This window comes from Cryobacterium sp. MDB2-A-1, assembly GCF_004402675.1.
Lineage (GTDB): Bacteria > Actinomycetota > Actinomycetes > Actinomycetales > Microbacteriaceae > Cryobacterium > Cryobacterium glucosi.
The window spans coordinates 94681-113164 of record NZ_SOFK01000032.1 but is presented as its reverse complement, the minus strand read 5'-3'; the positions used below and the strand labels follow the sequence as shown (position 1 = coordinate 113164).

Sequence of the window (18484 nt, the reverse complement as noted above, 5' to 3'; positions counted from 1 at the left end):
CGCTGCCCGAAAGGTCTCCCCGTGCTCATCTCCATTGATCCGGCCCGCACCGCGGGCACCATCAACCCCGCCGTGCATGGCCAGTTCATTGAGTTCCTCGGCTCGTGCATCACCGACGGAATCTGGGTGGGCGAAGATTCTGAAATCCCCAACATTCGCGGGTTCCGCTCCGCGGTGATCGACGCGATGAAGGCGCTCAGGCCGCCGCTCGTGCGCTGGCCGGGCGGGTGTTACGCCGACACCTATCACTGGCGCGATGGCATCGGCCCCCGCAGCGAACGGCCGGTCGGCTACAACGAGAACTTCGCCACCTTCGAGGTCGACACGCACGAATTCGGCACTGACGAATTCATGGACTTCTGCCGCCTGATCGATGCCGAACCGTGGCTCAATATCAACCTGATGTCCGGCTCGACCAGTGAGATGCGCGAGTGGATGGAGTACTGCAACCGCGAGGGTGAAACGGATGCTGCGCGCGAGCGTGCCACGAACGGATCCGTCACGCCATACAAGGTGAAGTACTGGGGCATCGGCAACGAGGTCTGGGCCGGCGGCGGCTTCATGACCCCGGGCGCGTACGCAGACGAGTACCGGAAGTTCGCCACCGCGATGCCCTCCTTCAAGACATCCGTCTTCGACGAGGATCACCTGTTCCGGATCGCCAGCGGGCCGGACGGCAACAAGCCCCTGGAGCGGGTGACCTGGACCCGCGACTTCTTCGACCGCCTCGCCGAGTACCGGCAGCCGGGCATCCAGGGCTATGACCTCCACTTCTACAACTGGAACCTCGACAACCCCGAGGACACCCCGGTTGATTTCACCGAGGCCGACTGGAATCGAGTGATTCGCGGCTCCCTCGAGCTCGAAGACGTCATCCTCGAGCAGGGGCGGCTCATCCGCGAGGGGCTCGCACGGATGCCCGAACCGGAATCCGACATGGACACCCGGCTCACCGAGGTGCAGTTGGTCGTGGGCGAATGGGGCAACTGGCATCGAACCGCATTCACGGAACGCCCGGCACTGTTCCAGCAGGTCACGATGCGGGACGCGATCACCACGGCGATCACCCTTGACATCTTCCATCGGAACTGTGATCTCGTCTCCATGGCCTGTGTCGCCCAGACGGTCAACGTGCTCAACGCCCTCATCATCACCGACGGGCCGAGCACGGTGCTCACACCCAATTACGACGTCTTCATGATGTATCGCGACCATCGGGGTGCCGAGGCAGCGGATCTCCGACTCGGCGACGGCGACCCGGACGTCTTCTCCTTCGCGTCGGTGAAGGACGGGCAGGTGGTCGTGAACCTCGTCAACGCGAGCATGCTCCTGCCGAAAACCATCGAGCTGGAGTTCGAATCAGCGGTCGTCGCCACGGGTCGCGAGGTGCTCGTCGCCGGCCATCCGACGGATCACAACACGCCCGGCGATCCCGACCGGGTGCGGCGTGCCACCGTCGCGGTGGACGGAACGCCGGTCTCACGGGTGAGCATCGAGCTGCCCGCAGCCTCGGTGAGCGTTCTGCGGTTCTCGCTGACCGCCTGACCCGCAGCCAGCGACCGGGGTTCAGCTCGCTGCCGGGACCGCCGCAAGCGCGGTGAGCGCCTCGTAAGCCCGACGCGGGCCCGCGCCGCCCCGCAGTGAGTCGCTGAGGGCGTCGAGACGCGCGCGGTCGCCGGCCGGAAGCCCGAGCACCGAGAGGACTGCGGCGCGGAGCTCGAGGCTCGTCGCGGTGTTGGGCGCGAGCGACAGCCCGAATCCGCTCGTCTCGACGCCCTCGGCCCCGGCAAACTGGTCGGTGGAGAACGGCAGCACGAGCAGCGGCACTCCCGCGGTCATCGCCTCGGTCACGCTGTTGTTGCCGCCGTGCGTGACGGCGAGGTCCGCGGCGCCGAGCAGGGCGACCTGGGGCAGGAAGCCGCGCACGAGCCAGGCGTCCGGGATCCGGCCGAGCTCGGCGGGGTCCGTCGACCCCGTCGCGAGGGCGACCCTGACGGAGAGGCCGCTGAGGGCATCCGCCACCCGGGCGAGCACGTCGCCGCGCACCGAGAGGAAGCTCCCGAAGCTCACGTAGACGAGGGGACGGTCGTCGCCGGCCGCGACGGCGTCGGCGAGCCACGCCTCGACCTCGGCGTCGTGGGCCTCCTCGCGCACCGCGGAACCGAGGAAGACGTGCTGCGGCAGCAGTGCCGTCCGGGCCGGTGCGTGCAGTTCGGCCGGATAGTTGAGCATCAGCACGTCGCCGGATTCGGTGAAGGCGTCGCGGCTCGGCTCGGCCGCCGGGTCGAGTTCGAGCAGGGCGGCGTTCCACTGGGCGGTGAAGGTGTCGCGCACCGCCTCGCAGGTGCTGTGAAGCCCGGCGAGGTCGTCCGGCTCCGGCGCGAAAGCATCGGGCCAGGAGGACGGGAAGCCATAGACCTCGGTGCCGACCGGAAGGGCGCTCGGGTGCCCGAGCACGACGTCGGCGTGGCGGATGCCGGCGCTCACGAGCGCGAGGCGGGCGCTGAAGGCCAGGTGGTCGACGATGATCTGGTCGGGGCGCACCTCGGCGACGATGCGCTGTACCTCCCTGGCGATCTCGACCGGGTTCCAGAGCAGGTCGTTGCTGCGTGCCTCGGCCTGGAACTGCAGAGTCGGCACGAGGCCGAGCCTCGTCGCGGCGAAGAAGCCGCGGAGGGCGTCGTCCTCACCGCTCGGCTGCTGTTCCGCCCGGATGGTGCCGGGGTTCGAACCGCGGCCGAGCTGCAGGTTCACCCGTTCGAAGCCGAACTCGGCGACGATTCCGGCCGTCGCGGGGCCGCTCGCGACGACGACCCGTTCCCCGGCGGTCTGCCAGGCCGTGCCGAGGGTCGCGAGCGGGAACAGGTGCGAGGCGTAGTCGGGGCTGATGATGAGCAGGGTCATGAGGCGCTCAGCGTCCAGTTTGACGCCAGTCCCCGGCCGTAGCCGTTCCCGGCATCCGCCCTGAGGCGCTCGTGCGCTTCTGCGACGTCGCGGTACACCCCGGAGAGGGTCGCGGCCATCGCCTGGATCGTGAACGAGCCGGAGACCATGGCCATGGCGCGCTCGGCGAATTCGGGGCCGAAGGGGCCGGCCGCGAGATCGAGGGCTTCACGCACCCCGGTGGCGAGGCCTGCCGGGTTCCCGGTGTCGACAAGGAACCCGGTCACTCCCTGCTCGACGTAGGTGGCCGGTCCCCCGCCGTTCGGGGCGACCACGGTGAGCCCCGCGGCCATCGCCTCGAGCAACGCGATGCCGAACTCCTCCTTCATGCTCGCGCAGACGTACACGCCGTTCGCCGCGGCGAGGCCGGTGCGGCCGAGGCGGGTGGCGGCGAGCCAGCGGGCGACAGTGTCGTTGGAGCGGTGCCCGGCGAGGAGCAGCCCCGCAGAGGCGGCGTCGCCGCGCGGCACGACGGCGTGGATCCTGTCGAGCTGGCCGGCTTCGTCCGGAGTGGGATCCGTGAGGTCGCCTCCGACGATCAGGAGGTTGCAGGCGGACTGGAGCGCCGGGTCGGCCGCCCAGGTTTCGACGAGGGTTGCCATGCCCTTGACCCGGTGCAGCCGGCCGACGGTGATCGCGAGCGGCAGTGCGCGGCGCTCCAGCGGGAGGGTTGCGAGGAGTTCGTCGAGCTGGCCGAGGGCGAGGGCACCCTCGACGCTCATCTGGGCGGGAACCACGGACGAGGGCGGGGCAGCCAGGTCGGGCTCGGCGTACGCTGCGGCCACGACCTCCGCGACCGGCGTGCCCTCGCTCGCCCCGGCGTCGACGAGCGAAGCCTCGATCACGCCGATGTCGATGCCCTCGGCGACGATCGAGTGGCGTTCCGGGTGCTGCGTCACGTCGATGCCGACGAGCTCGTGCAGGTCACGCTCGAGGTCTGGCCGGGGGAAGAGCACCGTGTGCGCGGCATCCGCTGCGAGGCGCTGCACGAGCCGGACGCGGAACCAGAAGTGATCGGCGGCATCGGCCGTGCCGAAGGTCGCGCGGGTGAGGGCACCGGCGGACTCGAGCGAGCGGATGAGGCTGTGCGGGTCCGGCGCGACGGTGAACACGACCGGGATGTCGAGTTCCCTGGCGACCGTCGAGGCGGCGAGGGTGCCCACGTCCGCCATCCGCAGGTGGATCGCGTCGACCGGCCCCGCGGCGCGGAGCACCCGGCGGATGCCGCGCTGGGTCGCGATCCGGCGGGACCAGGCGTCGGCGGAGGCGACGGGCTCGCCAAGGAAGGGAACCGTCGCGAAGGCGTGGCCGGACAGGGTAGACGCGACCTCGGGCAGGCAGTCGAGCGCGGAGGCGAAGCCGCCGCGGGAGAGGGTCAGCACCCGGCCGACATCACCGGCACCAGTCCCGGCACCGCTGCCGGACTGTCCGGAGACGAGCGCGTCCCCGAGCCGGACCAGCAGGGTCGCGATGCCGCCGTTGTCGCCGGAGCCGACCCGGGTCAGCGCGCCGTCGATGTCAGCGTGCAGGAAGAGCTGGGCGACGGTCGTTCCGCTGCTCCACGGTGCCCGCGGGTAGCGCGGCACGGTCAGGTCGATCACGGCGAGCCTGGCGACCTCGGCGAGGACCCCGCTGCCTGCGGCCAGTCCGGTGACGATTCGGAGGCCGGTGTCGTTGGAACCGATCCCGGTTCCGATCCCGGTTCCGATACCCGCGCCGGCGCCCGAGAGGGAGCCGGGACCGGCATCGGCGAGGCCCCGGTCGCCGATCGCGGCGATCGCGGCGGCCCGCACCTCTGTCGCCTCGGCCGGGTCGACGGCGACGCGGAACAGCATGCGTTCGGGAATGCGCCCCGAGATCTGGCCGATGGTTTCGACCAGTCTGGCCCGGGCGCCCGGCTCGGTGACGCCCAGCAGGGCGCCCTCGACGGCGAGGGCGACAGGGGCCGCGACGGCAGCGCTCCATTGCTCGAGGGTGCGCTGGGCAATCATCCCGGCGAAACCGCCGTCGATGACCATCCCGAGCAGGGGCGCGACCGCGTCGAAGCGGGGCAGGCGGGCGCCGAACGCCCAGGCCGCGTGCTCGCGGAGGAAGAGCTGCTCGTGCCCGAGGAGGGAGACGAGGACCTCGTCCGCCGTCTCGTCGAAGACCTGGGCGAGGGCGTGCACCGCGGCGATCGCGGTGACCTGGTCTGCCGGATCGACGGCGGCCTCTGCGAGCAGGCGCACGGCCCTGGTGCCGCCGTCCCGGCTCGCTGCAACGGTGAGGTCGTCTGCGGCCATGATCGTGGCGAGGATCGAGTCCGCGCTCCGGAGCGAATCCAGTGTGCTCTGCGTTCCCATGGTCGAACTCCCTGTCTGCCGGCGATGCCGCGGCTGGTGTCGGCCGGTGGGCCGAGAATGGCCCGGTGGGCCGGGACAAAAGCCCCTTGTCGATTCAACGCCACTTTCCCGGTTCGCGCGCCCTTCCGGGCTGGGAATCACCCGAGAGGACGCATCGCCGTTCTCAGACCCTGCGACGGCTGCCGTTGTGCCGGTACGCAGTCAAAAGGAGCATCATGGATGGCATGACACGTCACGCCCCGATCCAGGACATCAACGAAGACTCCCTCGTCGTGAAGAAGCCGGAGACCAGCGCGGCGGGCCTCGAAGCCGTCGTCGTAGCGCTCGAGCGCGGCGTCGCCCAGGCCGGGATCGGCCGCACCACCCGGGCCCTGCTCCGGCTCAACCAGCGCGACGGGACAGACTGCCCCGGTTGCGCCTGGCCGGAGTCGCAGGGTCACCGCAAGACGGCCGAATTCTGCGAGAACGGCGCGAAGGCCGTCGCGGAGGAGAGCACCGTGCGCCAGGTGACCCCCGCATTCTGGGCGGAGCACTCCATCGCCGAGCTCGCGACGAAGACCGAGTACTGGCTCGGCAACCAGGGCCGCATCACGCACCCCGTCGTCATCCGCCCCGGTGACACGCACTACTCGCAGATCTCCTGGAACGACGCGTTCGAGCTCATCGGCGAGCAGATCCGTGCCACGACCCCCGACCGCACCGTCTTCTACACCTCCGGCCGCACCGCGAACGAGTCCGCGTTCCTCTACCAGCTCTTCGCCCGCTCAATCGGCACGAACAACCTGCCGGACTGCTCGAACATGTGCCACGAGTCCTCCGGCTCGGCGATGAACGCGACGATCGGCATCGGCAAGGGCACCGTCTCCCTCGAGGACATCCACCACGCCGAGCTCATCCTCGTCGTCGGCCAGAACCCGGGCACCAACCACCCGCGGATGCTGTCAGCCCTGAAGGAATGCAAGGACAACGGTGGACGGGTCGTCGCGGTCAACCCCCTCCCCGAGGCCGGGCTGTTCAAGTTCAGGGACCCGCAGTCCGTCTCCGGACTGATCGGCGACGGCACCGCGCTCGCCGACGAATACCTGCAGATCAAGGTCGGCGGGGACCTCGCCCTGTTCCAGGCCCTCGGCCACCTGCTCCTCGAGGAGGAGAAGCGCGTGCCCGGCTCCGTCGTCGACCAGGCCTTCATGGACGCCAACACCCAGGGACTCGAGGAGTACCGGGCCGCGCGCGGCGAGATCGACTGGGAGGAGACCGAGAAGGCGACCGGGCTGTCCCGGCTGCAGATCGGCGTGGTCGCGAGCATGCTCGTGACCTCGAAGGCCACGATCATCTGCTGGGCGCTCGGTCTGACCCAGCAGCCGCACTCGGTCAACACTCTCAAGGAGATCATCAACCTGCTGCTGCTGCAGGGCAACTTCGGCAAGCCGGGCGCGGGCGCCTGCCCGGTGCGCGGCCACTCCAACGTGCAGGGCGACCGCACCATGGGCGTCTGGGAGAAGCCGAAGGAGGCGTTCCTCGCCGCCCTCGACACGGAGTTCGGGATCGTGAGCCCGCGCGCGCACGGCCTGGACTCCGTCGCGACGGTCGAGGCCTTCGAGAACGAGGACGTCGACGTGTTCGTGTCCCTCGGCGGCAACTTCGCCCTCGCCTGCTCGGACACCGCGAAGCTCGAGGCCGCGATGCAGCGGGTCGGGCTCACGGTCCACATCTCCACGAAGCCGAACCGCTCGCACGTGATGCATGGGCGCACCTCCTTGATCCTGCCGACCCTCGGCCGGACAGACACCGACGACAAGCACCCCCGCGGACGCCAGGTGCTCTCCGTCGAGGACTCGATGTCGGTCGTCCGCACGACACAGGGGCGCCTCGATCCCGTGTCGGAGCACCTGCTCGCCGAGCCCGTCATCGTCGCCAGGATGGCGAGCGCGACCCTCGGCGCCGAACACCCCGTCGACTGGAAGGCGATGAGCGAGGACTACGACCTGATCCGCGACCACATCTCCCGGGTCGTCCCCGGCTTCACCGACTTCAACCGCCGGCTGAAGACGAAGAACGGCTTCGTGCTGCCGAACCCGCCCCGCGACACCCGCAGCTTCGCGACCGACATCGGCCGCGCCCGGTTCACGGTGAGCCCGCTCGAATACCTGACTCCGCCGGCCGGGCACCTCATCCTGCAGACCATCCGCAGCCACGACCAGTACAACACGACCTTCTACGGCCTCGACGACCGGTACCGTGGCATCTCGAACGGGCGCAGGGTCATCCTGATCAACAAGGACGACATCGTCGAGCTCGGCTTCCACGACCGCGACCTCGTCGATGTGATCAGCACCTTCCGCGGCGAGGAACGCCGCGCGGACGAGTTCCGGCTCGTAGTGTACCCGACCCCGCGCGGCTGTGCCGCCGCGTACTTCCCCGAGGCGAACGCTCTGATGCACCGCGAACTCGTCGCCCGCGAGTCGAACACCCCCGGCTACAAGGCCATGGCGGTGCGCTTCATCGCCCACGAGCAGGCCCCGGTCCCGACGGCCGGTTAGGACGCCGGGCCGAGCACCACGCGGAGCATGCCGGTGAAGACCGCCCGCTCGGCGCCGAGCGGAGTGAAGAAACGTTGGTCGACGCCTTCCACGGCCGCGTTCGCGTGGCGGGCGAGCTCGGCTCCCGTCACTGTCACCCTGAGGGACTTCGCCCGGGCATCCGTCGGGTGACCCCGCCGTTCCACGAGGTCCTTCCGTTCCAGGGTGCGCAGCACCTGCGAGGTCATCATCGGGTCCGTTCCGGCGTGGCGGGAGAGTTCCCGCTGGGTGGTCGGCCCGTCCGTGTCGAGCCACGCGAGCGAGGCGAGCAGCACGAACTGCACATGGGTCAGGCCGAACGGCCGGAGCGCCGCCCGCTGGGCCGCCTGCCAGGCGTTGGTGACCCGCCACAGCATCAGCCCCGTGCTGTCCTCCGCGGACGCGAACTCGCTGTCGAGCCCGCTCTCCTCGGCGTCCGGCATCAGTGGTCAGGGTCTTCAGGGTCAGCAGGGTCAGCAGGGTCAGCAGGGTCAGCAGGGTCAGCAGGGTCAGCGGATGCCTCGGCGAGCGCGAACAGCCCGGCCATCGCCTCGGGGAAGTCCGCACTGATCTCCGGGCCGAGCCCCGGTCCGATCTCGTCAGCATCCTGCCCGGTGATCACGAGTTCGTGGGTGACCCGCGTGCCGCCGTCACTCGGTGTGAACACGTGCCGGAACGTCAGCACGACGTCGCCGAATGTGGTCTCGTCGGCATACCGTTCGTTCGGGGCCAGTTCGATGATGCGGGATCGGAACGTGTCCTGCCCGACCGGCGTCACGCTCAACTCCGTGCCGACGGTGAATGCACCGTCCATCTCGAAGACGTCCCCGCCCGCGGCCGCGGCGACCCCGGTGTGGATGTCCCGAAACGCCGCCCAGACCGCGGCGGGTGTGGCGCTGGTGTCTGCCGTGTACTCAGTTCTCCACATCAGATGACCTCTCGTCCGAAGCTGCCCCTCGCAGCGGGACAGTTAGTATGCGCACATACTAATTCGGCGCTGCGGAACCGGCAAGGGCCGATGGGGCAGAACTCGCAACACTCGCAGCACCCTCGGCACCCTCAGCACCCTCGGCACCGGCGAAATCTTCCGCTGCGCGACCGCCACCGCCGGTGATCCGCTCGGCGCCCGCATAGATCACCATCGAGTCGCCGCGCAGGAAGCCGACCAGGGTCATGCCCACCTCGGCGGCGAGTTCCGCCGCGAGGGAGGACGGCGCGGAGACCGCGGCCAGCATCGGGATGCCGGCCATCGCCGCCTTCTGGACGAGTTCGAAACTCGCCCGGCCGGAAACCTGGAGCACGGTTCCACGCAGCGGCAGCCGGTCCTCCTTGACCGCCCATCCGATCACCTTGTCGACGGCGTTGTGTCGCCCGACGTCCTCGCGCAGCACGAGCAGTTCCCCGGTGGCGGCGTCGAAGAGCCCGGCAGCGTGCAGGCCGCCGGTCTTCTCGAATACCCGCTGGCCGGCCCGGAGCACCTCCGGGAAAGTGACGAGGCGTTCGGCGTCGAGGAGCACAGGGTCGTCCGAGACGGTGAAGACCGACCGCGTGCGCACGGCGTCGATGTTCGCCTTGCCGCAGAGCCCGCACGCGCTCGTGGTGAGGAAGTTCCGCTCGAGGCTCGGGTCGGGAGCAGCCACGCCCGGCGCGAGGCTCACGTCGAGAACGTTGTAGGTGTTCTCTCCGTCGACGGTAGCGCCGGCGCAGTAGCGCGCCGCGAAGAAATGCTCGCCGCGGCTGATCACGCCCTCGGAGACCAGAAAGCCCGCGGCCAGGTCATAGTCGTTGCCGGGCGTGCGCATCGTGACCGCGAGCGAGGTGCCGTTCACGCGGATCTCGAGCGGCTCCTCGACGGCGAGCACGTCTTCCCGGCTGGTCCTCCGGCCGCCGACCGTGAGCCGGACAACCTTTCGTCGTGCCGTGATTCGTGTCATTGTTCCTGGTCACCCTCCGATGTACGACATCTCGATCTTCTTCTTACCGGATGCCCGCAGTTCGCTCGTTTTCGCGCTCCGCAGGTCCGAATACCGGTCGGTCCGCTCTCGCCAGACCGCGGCCATGGCGGCGGAGAGGTCGTCGTCCGTTGCGCCGCCGCGCAGGAGCGCGCGCAGGTCGTGTCCCTCCGTCGCGAACAGGCAGGTGAAGAGTTTGCCGTCCGTCGACACCCGGGCGCGGGAGCAGGTCGAGCAGAACGACTGCGTCACGCTCGAGATCACCCCGATCTCGCCGCTGCCGTCCCGGTACCGCCAGCGGCTCGAGGTCTCCCCTGTGTAGTTCGGGGCGATCTCCTCCAGCGGCAGTTCGGCGTCGATCCGGGCGATCACCTCGCGGGACGGCACGACGGCGCCCATCTCCCAGCCGTTGCTCGATCCGACGTCCATGAATTCGATGAAGCGGAGGATGACCGGCGTGCCCTGGAAATGCCGCGCCATGGCGAGGATGTCCCCGTCGTTCTGGCCGCGCTTGACGACCATGTTGACCTTGACCGGGCCGAGCCCGACGGCCGCGGCGACGTCGATGCCGTGCAGGACCTTCGCGACCGGGAAGTTCACGTCGTTCATGGCCCGGAAGGTCGCGTCGTCGAGGGAGTCGAGGGACACCGTGACACGGCGAAGTCCCGCGTCCTTGAGAGCCTGGGCCTTGACCGCGAGCGCCGAGCCGTTGGTGGTCAGGGCGATGTCGATGGGCCGTCCGTCCGGGGTGCGGAGTACCGCAAGCTCGGCGACGAGGTCTTCGAGGCCACGGCGCAGCAACGGCTCCCCTCCGGTCAGCCGGATCTTGCCGACCCCGTGCGCGACGCTCACCCGGGCGAGCCGGGTGATCTCCTCGAAGGTGAGCAGTTCGTCGCGTTCCATGAAGGCGAAGTCGCGGCCGAAGATCTCCTTCGGCATGCAGTACACGCACCGGAAGTTGCACCGGTCCGTGACCGAGATCCGCAGGTCGTGCAACGGCCGACCCCGGGTGTCCGTGAGTGTCGGGTTTCCGGTCATACGCTCCACCCTAATCTTCCGTCACCACGGCCCCGCGACACGGATGCCCGACCGGGGCGGCCCCGGCCGGGCATCCGCTCGAAACGGTTGCTCTTACGTCACTGATTCACTACTTGACGTAACCGTTCGGGTTGAGCACATATTTCACGGACTTGCCGGCGTCGAACTCGGCGTAGCCGCGCGGCGCGTCCTCGAGGCTGATCGCCTGGGCGTTGACGGCCTTCGCGATCTGCACCTTGTCGTGCAGGATCGCCATCATGAGCTTGCGGTTGTACTTCATCACCGGGCACTGGCCCGTGGTGAAGGACAGCGACTTCGCCCAGCCGAGCCCCAGCCGGATCGAGAGCGACCCGACCTTCGCAGCCTCGTCAACCCCGCCCGGGTCACCGGTGACGTAGAGCCCGGGGATGCCGAGCGCGCCGCCGGCGGCGGTGATGGTCATGAGCGAGTTGAGCACCGTCGCCGGCCGCTCCTCCCCCGCCGCCTGGCCGTGCCCGCGGGCCTCGAAGCCGACCGCGTCAACGGCGCAGTCGACCTCTGGCACGCCGAGGATCTGCTCGATCTGGTCCTGCGGGTCGCCCTTGCGCAGGTCGACCGTCTCGCAGCCGAAGCTGCGGGCCTGGGCCAGCCGCTCCTCGTTGAGGTCGCCGACGATGACGGCGGCCGCTCCGAGCAGGTGCGCGGACGCCGCAGCCGCAAGGCCGACGGGTCCGGCACCGGCGACGTAGACAGTCGACCCGACGCCGACGTTGGCGCTCACCGCCCCGTGGAACCCGGTGGGGAAGATGTCGGAGAGCATGGTCAGGTCCATGATCTTCGCGAGGGCCTGGTCCCGGTCCGGGAACTTCAGGAGGTTCCAGTCGGCGTACGGCACGAGAACGTACTCGGCCTGGCCGCCGACCCAGCCGCCCATGTCGACATAGCCGTACGCGCTGCCGGGGCGGTCGGGGTTGACGTTCAGGCAGATCCCGGTCTTGCGCTCCTTGCAGTTGCGACACCGGCCGCAGGAGATATTGAACGGGACCGACACGATGTCGCCGACCTTGATGAACTCGACATCGGGCCCGGTCTCGACGACCTCGCCGGTGATCTCGTGACCGAGCACGAGGTCGGCCGGGGCTGTCGTGCGTCCACGGACCATGTGCTGGTCCGAGCCGCAGATGTTGGTGCTGACCGTGCGGAGGATGACCCCGTGCGGTACCTTCCGGCCGACGTTGGCCGGGTTGACGCCGGGCCCGTCCTTCAGCTCGAAGGTGGGGTAGTCGATGTCGATGACCTCGACGTGCCCCGGGCTCTTGTAGGCAACTGCTCTGTTCCCTGTCATTACATACCTTCCTAGGTTCTGCGTAGTGATCCTCTGTGCACGGCCGTTTCGATCGTGCGAGATTGCAGTGGTGCTAGTTGGTGCGCTGTGGGGTGGCGCTTACTCGGTGGTGCCGTCTTCGACGAAACACCCATCGGCTGGGGATATCAAGGGGGTTGCCGAGACTCTGGGCGGATGCGGATGCGCCGGCCGCCGGGAGCGCCTAGCGTAAGGGGCATGGCCCTTCCTCCCCTTGTCGAACCCGTCGCCCGGCTCACCCCGACCGAATCCGTGCGCACCGCCCGTCAACGCCGCCTGCCGCAGCTCGACGAGCTCGGCCAGCGTCGCCTGGCGAACGCGAAGGTGCTCGTGCTCGGCGCGGGCGGCCTCGGCTCCCCGGCCCTGCTCTACCTGGCGGCGGCCGGGATCGGCACGATCGGCATCGTCGACGGCGACGACGTCGAGCCGAGCAACCTGCAACGCCAGATCGTGCACGGCCAGGCGGATGTCGGCAGGCCGAAGGTCGTGAGTGCCGCGGAGTCCATCGCGGCCATCGCCCCGGCGACCATTGTCATTCAGCATGCCGAGCGGCTCGACCACGGCAATGCCCGCGCGCTCATCTCCGGGTACGATGTCGTGATCGACGGCACCGACAATTTCCCGACCCGGTTCCTCGTGAACGACGTCTCCGCCGAACTGGGGAAGCCGCTCGTCTGGGCATCCGTGCTGCGCTTCGATGCCCAGCTCTCGGTGTTCTGGGCCACCCCGCCCGAAGGGAGCGGCGTTGCGGGCGTGCAGCTGCGGGACCTGTTCCCGAATCCGCCCGCCGAGGGCGAAGTGCCGAGTTGCGCGGAGGCCGGTGTGCTCGGCGCCCTCTGCGGCCAGGTCGGTTCGCTGATGGCGACGGAGGCGATCAAGCTCGTCGCCGGCATCGGCGCACCGTTGATCGGGCGGGTGCTCGTGATCGACGCCCTCTCCGGGCGGTTCACCGAGGTACCGCTCGTCGGCGGAGACGCGGAAGGGCACGCCCGGGCCGCCAGGAAGGCCGCCGCGGCTGCCGCGACCGACTCCGGTACGGCAAACGTGCAAGCCCCCGTGCCCACCTGGCCGACACTGTCGGCGGCCGAGCTCGTCTCCCGCCTGGTCGCGCGCGCGAACGGTGCGGACGACTTCATCGTCCTCGACGTGCGTGAGCCGGGTGAACACGCCGAGAGTGCGGTGCCCGGCTCACTGCTGCTCCCCCTCGACCAGCTGCGCACCCCGGAGGGCCTGGCTTCGCTGCCGCGCGACGTTCCCCTCGTGCTGCACTGCGCGCAGGGGCCGCGCGCGCTGAGCGCCGCCGCGGCGCTCGCCGCGGACGGCTTCACCGACCTGACACTGCTCGAGGGCGGGATCATCGCCTGGGACGCCGCCGTCGCCGACGGCGGAGCTCCCGGTTTCGGCCAGAAGTGGTCGACCCAGTGGTCGGGGACCTGGTCCCCCGAGTGGTCCGTCGAAGCGCGGAGCTGACCGTGGCAGTAGCAGAGGGCGCTGCGGGGAACCACGATCACGCGAGGCGCGGCGGGCACGCTGACGCGGCATCCGCCAGCCCGGTCGCCGAGCACCTCGACTGGATCCTGGGGCAGTTGCCCATTCTCGAGCCCGTCCGGGTCCCGCTCGAACACGCGCTCGGGCTCGCCCTTGCCGAGGACGTCACAAGCGCGACGGACACCCCGCCGTTCGACAACTCGGCGATGGACGGCTACGCCGTGCGGCGCGCCGACCTGCTCGCCGCGACCCCCATGAGCCCGGTCGTGCTGCCCGTCGTCGCCGACCTCGCCGCCGGTACCGCACAGAACCCGCGCATCGACGCCGGGCAGGTCGCCCGGATCATGACCGGGGCGCCGATCCCAGACGGGGCGGATGCCGTCGTGCCGATCGAGGACACCGACCGGGGCATCGACCGGGTCGGCATCCTCAGGGTGCCGGAGCCGGCAGCCCACATTCGCAGGGCCGGCAGCGACGCCGCAGCCGGCGACACCATACTGCGGGCAGGGACGACGCTCTGGCCCACCCGGATCGCCGCAGCCGCGAGCGCCGGCCGCGCTGAGTTGCTCGTGCACCCGGCGCCCCGCGTCGCGGTGATCTCGACCGGCGACGAGCTCATCGTGCCCGGCACCCCCGCGCGGCGAGGCCAGATCCCCGACTCCAACTCGTACCTGCTCGCCGCTGCAGTGGCCCAGGCCGGCGGCGTCGTGCACCGGATCGGGGCGGTCCCCGACAACGAGGAGTCCCTGCGCACCGTGCTCGACTCCCTCATCGGCACGGTCGACGCGATCATCCTCTCCGGAGGCGTCAGCGTGGGAGCGTACGACGTCGTCAAGGCGGTGCTCGCCCCGCTCGGCGTGTGGTTCGGCCCGGTGCGGATGCAGCCCGGCAAGCCGCAGGGCTTCGGCCGCCTGCCCGCAGCCGGCACCGGCAGCAACAGCACCACCGGGAAGAAAGGCTCCGCCGGAAGCGCCGCGCTCGGCCCGATCGTGTTCGCCCTGCCCGGCAACCCGGTGAGCGCGTTCGTCTCGTTCGAGGCCTTTGTACGCCCGGCGCTCCTGTTCATGGGCGGCCACGGCACCACCACCCGTCCGACGATCACGGGGACCGTCGCCCGCGGTTGGAGCTCACCGAGCGGCCGCCAGCAGTACATGCCCGTCGTCTGCGAGCGTCGTGGCCAGGAGACCCTCGTGTGGCCGGCCACCTCCGGCGGTTCCGGCTCGCACCTCGTCGCGGGACTCGGCCAGGCCGAGGGTCTCGCCATCGTTCCGGAGGAGTCCGACACCGTGGCTGAGGGCGACCTGCTCCCGGTCATGCTGGTGATATGAGTCATGCTGGTGGTATGACTTCCGCCCGAGACGAAACCGCCGCCGCCAGACCCGAAGGGCACGCTGCGCCGAATGCGCAGGCCGGGCAGCCGTTCACGCATCTCAATACCGCCGGCCAGGCCCGGATGGTCGACGTGACCGAGAAGCAGCCGACCGTGCGCAGCGCGACCGCCGCGGGTTTCGTGTTCTGCGGGCCCCGCGTGGTCGCCGCGCTGCGCGACGGCACGACGCCCAAGGGCGATGTGCTCGCCGTCGCGCGCATCGCGGGCATCCAGGGCGCGAAGAAGTGCGCGGACCTGCTCCCCCTCGCCCATGTGATCGGGGTGCACGGCGCGGCTGTCGACCTCACGATCGAAGACACCGGCGTGCGGGTGGCGGCGACCATCCGCACGGCCGACCGCACCGGCGTCGAGATGGAGGCGCTCACGGCCGTGTCGATCGCTGCACTGGCGGTCGTCGACATGGTGAAGGGACTCGACAAGTCCGTCAGCATCGGGGACATCCGCCTGATCAGCAAGACCGGCGGCAAGTCCGGCGACTGGCTGCGCCCCGCGGAGTAGGACCGCCCATGCCTGAAGCCCTCACCCCTCAGGTCGACCTGATCGTGCTTGCGGGCGGCCGCGGCAGCCGGCTCGGCGGCGCCGTCAAGGCCGCCGTCGACGTCGCGGGCCGCACACTGCTTTCCCGGGTGCTCGACGCTCGGACCCTCGCCCGTCGAGTCGTCGTCGTCGGGCCGGCGTCAGCACGGGTCGCCGCCGGCCCCGAGGCGGCCGGAGTGCTCTGGGCGCTCGAGGATCCCCCGTTCGGCGGCCCCGTCGCGGGCATCGCCGCCGGCCTCGCGGCCCTCGCGGCACCCTCACCCGCAACCTCAGCCGGCGCCCCGGCCGATGCCCCGGCCGAGTGGCTGCTCGTCCTCGCGTGCGACCTGCCCTGGGCGGCGGATGCCGCCGGCACCCTCGTCGCAGCCCTCGCCGACCAGGCCCTCGCTGACCGCGCAGGCAGGAACACCACCGGCACAGACGCCCTGGACGGCCTGCACCTGTCCGACCCGGACGGTCACCCCCAGTGGCTCGCCGGTCTCTACCGGGCGAGCACCCTCCGGGACGCCGCGGCACGCCTCGGCCCCGCAGCGAACGGCGCGAGCATGCGCGCCCTCCTGTCCGGGCTTCGGCTCGTCGGGGTCCGTGACGACTCGGGAAGCAGCCGCGACGTGGACACGTGGCAGGATGTTGAGTGGAGCACCGCGCTCCTGTCGGGACCCAGCCCGGTCAGCACCACCCCTCCGAGGAGCGACACCCCATGAGCACCTCCACCCCCCTGCCTCCCGAGGCCCTCGACGACTGGCTTGCCGTCCTCGCCGCCGGGCTCGACCTCGATCCGGCCGACGTGCCGGTCGGCACTCTCCTCGACGTCGCCCGCGACGTCGCGCACGGCGTCGCCCGCCCCGCCGCCCCGCTCAGCACGTTCCTCGTCGGTTTCGCCGCTGCCCGCAACGGCGGCACCGCAGCAGACATCGAGCAGGCCTGCGCCACCGCCACCGGGCTGGCCCTCGAGTGGGCGAAGACACACCCCACCGAGACCCGCTAGTGGCCGGCATCCGCTTCTTCGCGGCCGTGGCAGAGTCCGCGGGCACTGAGACCACGACCGTCGACGTTGCCAGCATCGGCGATCTCCGTACGCTCCTGGCCGACCGCCACGGCACCGAGTTCGCCAGGATCCTGTCGCGCTGTTCCCTGCTGGTCAACGGCATCAGGGCAGCGGATGACGCGGTGCCCCTCGCCGGGACCGACACCGTCGACGTGTTGCCCCCCTTCGCCGGCGGCTGAACCGCAGATCGACGCGGACCGGGTGTGAGCGGCACGATCCGACTGACCGGGCCTGATCGGAGGGGAATGATTTTTCACGGTGTTCCGCGATTGTCGAGGTCCGCACGCACGGTCAGGGTGGTAGTTACGCGGGCCGCACGGCCCGAAACCACCTAGTCCGAGGAAGCACATGTCAGTCCCTTCCGCACTCGTCTCGTCGAAGCTCAAACCAGACCTCTCCAACTGGGATCCGGAGAATGAAGAAACCTGGGATCCCAAGCTCGCGTGGCGCACCCTGTGGATCACGACCTTCAGCCTGACGCTTGCCTTTGCGGCCTGGTACCTCGTGAGCGCGATCGCCCCACGTCTGAACGACATCGGCTATTCCCTCGCGCCCGGCCAGCTCTACTGGCTTGTGGCCATCCCCGGACTCGCCGGCGGATTGCTGCGACTCGTCTTCATGTTCCTGCCGCCGATCATGGGCACCCGGTCCCTCGTGGCCATGTCGTCCGCCCTCCTCGTCCTGCCGATGCTCGGTTGGACGCTCGCGGCCCGCGACACTGCGACCCCATACTGGGTGCTGCTCGCGCTCGCCTTCTCCGCCGGCATCGGCGGAGGGACGTTTTCCGGATTCATGGCCTCGACCAGCTACTTCTTCCCCAAGCGCCTCGCCGGCACCGCGCTCGGACTTCAGGCGGGCATCGGTAACTTCGGGATCGGCCTCATGCAGCTGCTGCTGCCGTGGGTCGTCGGCTTCGGCCTGCTCGGCACCGCGGCGCTCACCCCTCAGAGCAGCGCCAAGGGCGACCTGGTCTGGCTGCACAACGGCGGCCTCGTCCTGATCCCCTGGGCACTCCTCGCCGTCGTCCTCGCGATCGTCTATCTGCGCCGGGTCCCGGTCACGGCGAACTTCCGCCAGCAGATGGACATCTTCAGGATCAAGCACACCTGGATCATGACGGCCATCTACCTGATGAGTTTCGGTGCGTACAGCGGCCTCGCTGCACAGATGGGCCTGATCATCCTGAACGTCTACGGGCACTTTCCCGATGCCCCGAATCCGCTCGCCTTCGCCTTCATCGGCCCCGTCGTCGGCGCCCTCGTGCGCGCGGCCAGCGGTCCGTTCTGCGACAGGTGGGGCGGCGCGATCTTCACCCTGATCGGGGGTATCGGCATGACCGTCGGCACCGTGGTCACCGCGTTCTTCCTCAGCCCGAGCAGCGTGTCCGACTTCTGGGGCTTCCTCACCGGGATGCTCATCATCTTCACCTTCGCGGGATTTGCGAACGCCGGCACGTTCAAGCAGATGCCGATGATCTTCCCCAAGCGGCAGGCCGGCGGGGCGATCGCCTGGACGAGCGCCATCGCGGCATTCGGCCCGTTCATCGTAGGCATCGCGCTCACGGCGATCAGTCCCACCGCGTTCTTCGTCGGCTGCGCGGTCTTCTGCGTCTTCTGCACCTGGCTCGCGTGGCACTACTACGCACGTCCCGGCGCTCCGTACCCGAGCTGACCGGCACCACCCGGCCGCCGGCTCAGCGCACCACCTGGCACCACCACGACGAAGGCCGCCGCTCTCTGGAGCGGGGGCCTTCGTCGCGCCCGCCCGGTCTTCCTGAGTTAACACGGGGATGAGCGAAGACCAGCGGGGACGACGAAGCGCCCGCACGATTCGGTGTCGTGCGGGC

General features: G+C 69.9%; 16 protein-coding genes. 9 read left to right on the top strand and 7 right to left on the bottom strand.

Going from position 1 to position 18484, the window contains the following annotated elements; genetic code table 11:
• Positions 1–21 precede the first annotated feature (21 nt).
• Complete coding sequence (locus E3O39_RS13775; RefSeq protein ID WP_134448915.1) at positions 22–1545, top strand: alpha-N-arabinofuranosidase; 1524 nt, start codon at positions 22–24, stop codon at positions 1543–1545.
• Between the two features lie 21 nt (positions 1546–1566).
• Here the strand turns inward: E3O39_RS13775 and E3O39_RS13770 are convergent, their stop codons facing one another.
• Together E3O39_RS13770 and E3O39_RS13765 are read right to left on the bottom strand one after the other, a co-directional pair.
• Complete coding sequence (locus E3O39_RS13770) at positions 1567–2904, bottom strand: glycosyltransferase (RefSeq protein WP_134448914.1); 1338 nt, start codon at positions 2902–2904, stop codon at positions 1567–1569.
• The gene (locus tag E3O39_RS13765; protein ID WP_134448913.1) at positions 2901–5285 is read right to left on the bottom strand and encodes a glycosyltransferase; all 2385 of its coding nucleotides are present in this window, start codon (positions 5283–5285) and stop codon (positions 2901–2903) included. Before E3O39_RS13765 ends, E3O39_RS13770 begins: the two co-directional genes overlap by 4 nt.
• A 224-nt stretch (positions 5286–5509) precedes the next feature.
• Here E3O39_RS13765 and E3O39_RS13760 point away from each other — a divergent pair, with 224 nt between their 5' ends.
• Positions 5510–7825: an FdhF/YdeP family oxidoreductase gene (locus E3O39_RS13760; protein WP_134448993.1), complete on the top strand. Its 2316-nt coding sequence runs from the start codon at positions 5510–5512 to the stop codon at positions 7823–7825.
• Here the strand turns inward: E3O39_RS13760 and E3O39_RS13755 are convergent.
• From E3O39_RS13755 to fdhA, 5 genes are all read right to left on the bottom strand, one after another.
• Positions 7822–8286: a MarR family winged helix-turn-helix transcriptional regulator gene (locus E3O39_RS13755; RefSeq protein WP_134448912.1), complete on the bottom strand. Its 465-nt coding sequence runs from the start codon at positions 8284–8286 to the stop codon at positions 7822–7824. The two genes, E3O39_RS13760 and E3O39_RS13755, sit on opposite strands and share 4 nt — an antisense overlap.
• On the bottom strand, positions 8286–8771 hold the full coding sequence (locus E3O39_RS13750; protein ID WP_174774857.1) for an SRPBCC family protein: 486 nt from the start codon (positions 8769–8771) through the stop codon (positions 8286–8288). The genes E3O39_RS13755 and E3O39_RS13750 overlap by 1 nt, the downstream gene beginning before the upstream one ends.
• Positions 8772–8829: 58 nt before the next feature.
• A complete protein-coding gene (gene fdhD / locus E3O39_RS13745) occupies positions 8830–9777 on the bottom strand; it encodes a formate dehydrogenase accessory sulfurtransferase FdhD (RefSeq protein ID WP_134448911.1) in 948 nt (315 codons plus the stop codon).
• Between the two features lie 9 nt (positions 9778–9786).
• Positions 9787–10833 (bottom strand): GTP 3',8-cyclase MoaA, encoded by a 1047-nt coding sequence (gene moaA / locus E3O39_RS13740; RefSeq protein WP_134448910.1) that lies wholly within the window; start codon positions 10831–10833, stop codon positions 9787–9789.
• 109 nt (positions 10834–10942) lie between these two features.
• Entirely contained in the window at positions 10943–12157 is a 1215-nt protein-coding gene (fdhA, locus tag E3O39_RS13735) for a formaldehyde dehydrogenase, glutathione-independent (RefSeq protein WP_134448909.1), read from the bottom strand.
• A 216-nt stretch (positions 12158–12373) separates the two neighbouring features.
• On the opposite strand from fdhA, the gene E3O39_RS13730 reads away from it, so the two are divergent.
• The 7 genes from E3O39_RS13730 to E3O39_RS13700 all read left to right on the top strand — a co-directional run bounded on the left by E3O39_RS13730 (position 12374) and on the right by E3O39_RS13700 (position 18309).
• Positions 12374–13645, top strand: coding sequence for a ThiF family adenylyltransferase (locus E3O39_RS13730; protein ID WP_134448908.1), 1272 nt, complete (start codon positions 12374–12376; stop codon positions 13643–13645).
• 2 nt (positions 13646–13647) lie between these two features.
• Positions 13648–14991, top strand: a complete 1344-nt coding sequence (glp, locus tag E3O39_RS13725) for a gephyrin-like molybdotransferase Glp (RefSeq protein WP_134448907.1) — start codon at positions 13648–13650, stop codon at positions 14989–14991.
• Between the two features lie 14 nt (positions 14992–15005).
• Positions 15006–15551 (top strand): cyclic pyranopterin monophosphate synthase MoaC, encoded by a 546-nt coding sequence (gene moaC / locus E3O39_RS13720; RefSeq protein ID WP_134448906.1) that lies wholly within the window; start codon positions 15006–15008, stop codon positions 15549–15551.
• An 8-nt stretch (positions 15552–15559) separates the two neighbouring features.
• Positions 15560–16294 (top strand): molybdenum cofactor guanylyltransferase, encoded by a 735-nt coding sequence (locus E3O39_RS13715; RefSeq protein ID WP_134448905.1) that lies wholly within the window; start codon positions 15560–15562, stop codon positions 16292–16294.
• Entirely contained in the window at positions 16291–16578 is a 288-nt protein-coding gene (locus tag E3O39_RS13710) for a DUF6457 domain-containing protein (RefSeq protein WP_174774645.1), read from the top strand. The genes E3O39_RS13715 and E3O39_RS13710 overlap by 4 nt, the downstream gene beginning before the upstream one ends.
• Complete coding sequence (locus E3O39_RS13705) at positions 16578–16817, top strand: MoaD/ThiS family protein (protein ID WP_134448904.1); 240 nt, start codon at positions 16578–16580, stop codon at positions 16815–16817. Before E3O39_RS13710 ends, E3O39_RS13705 begins: the two co-directional genes overlap by 1 nt.
• 169 nt (positions 16818–16986) lie before the next feature.
• Entirely contained in the window at positions 16987–18309 is a 1323-nt protein-coding gene (locus tag E3O39_RS13700) for an MFS transporter (protein WP_134448903.1), read from the top strand.
• The last annotated feature ends 175 nt before the right edge of the window (positions 18310–18484 follow it).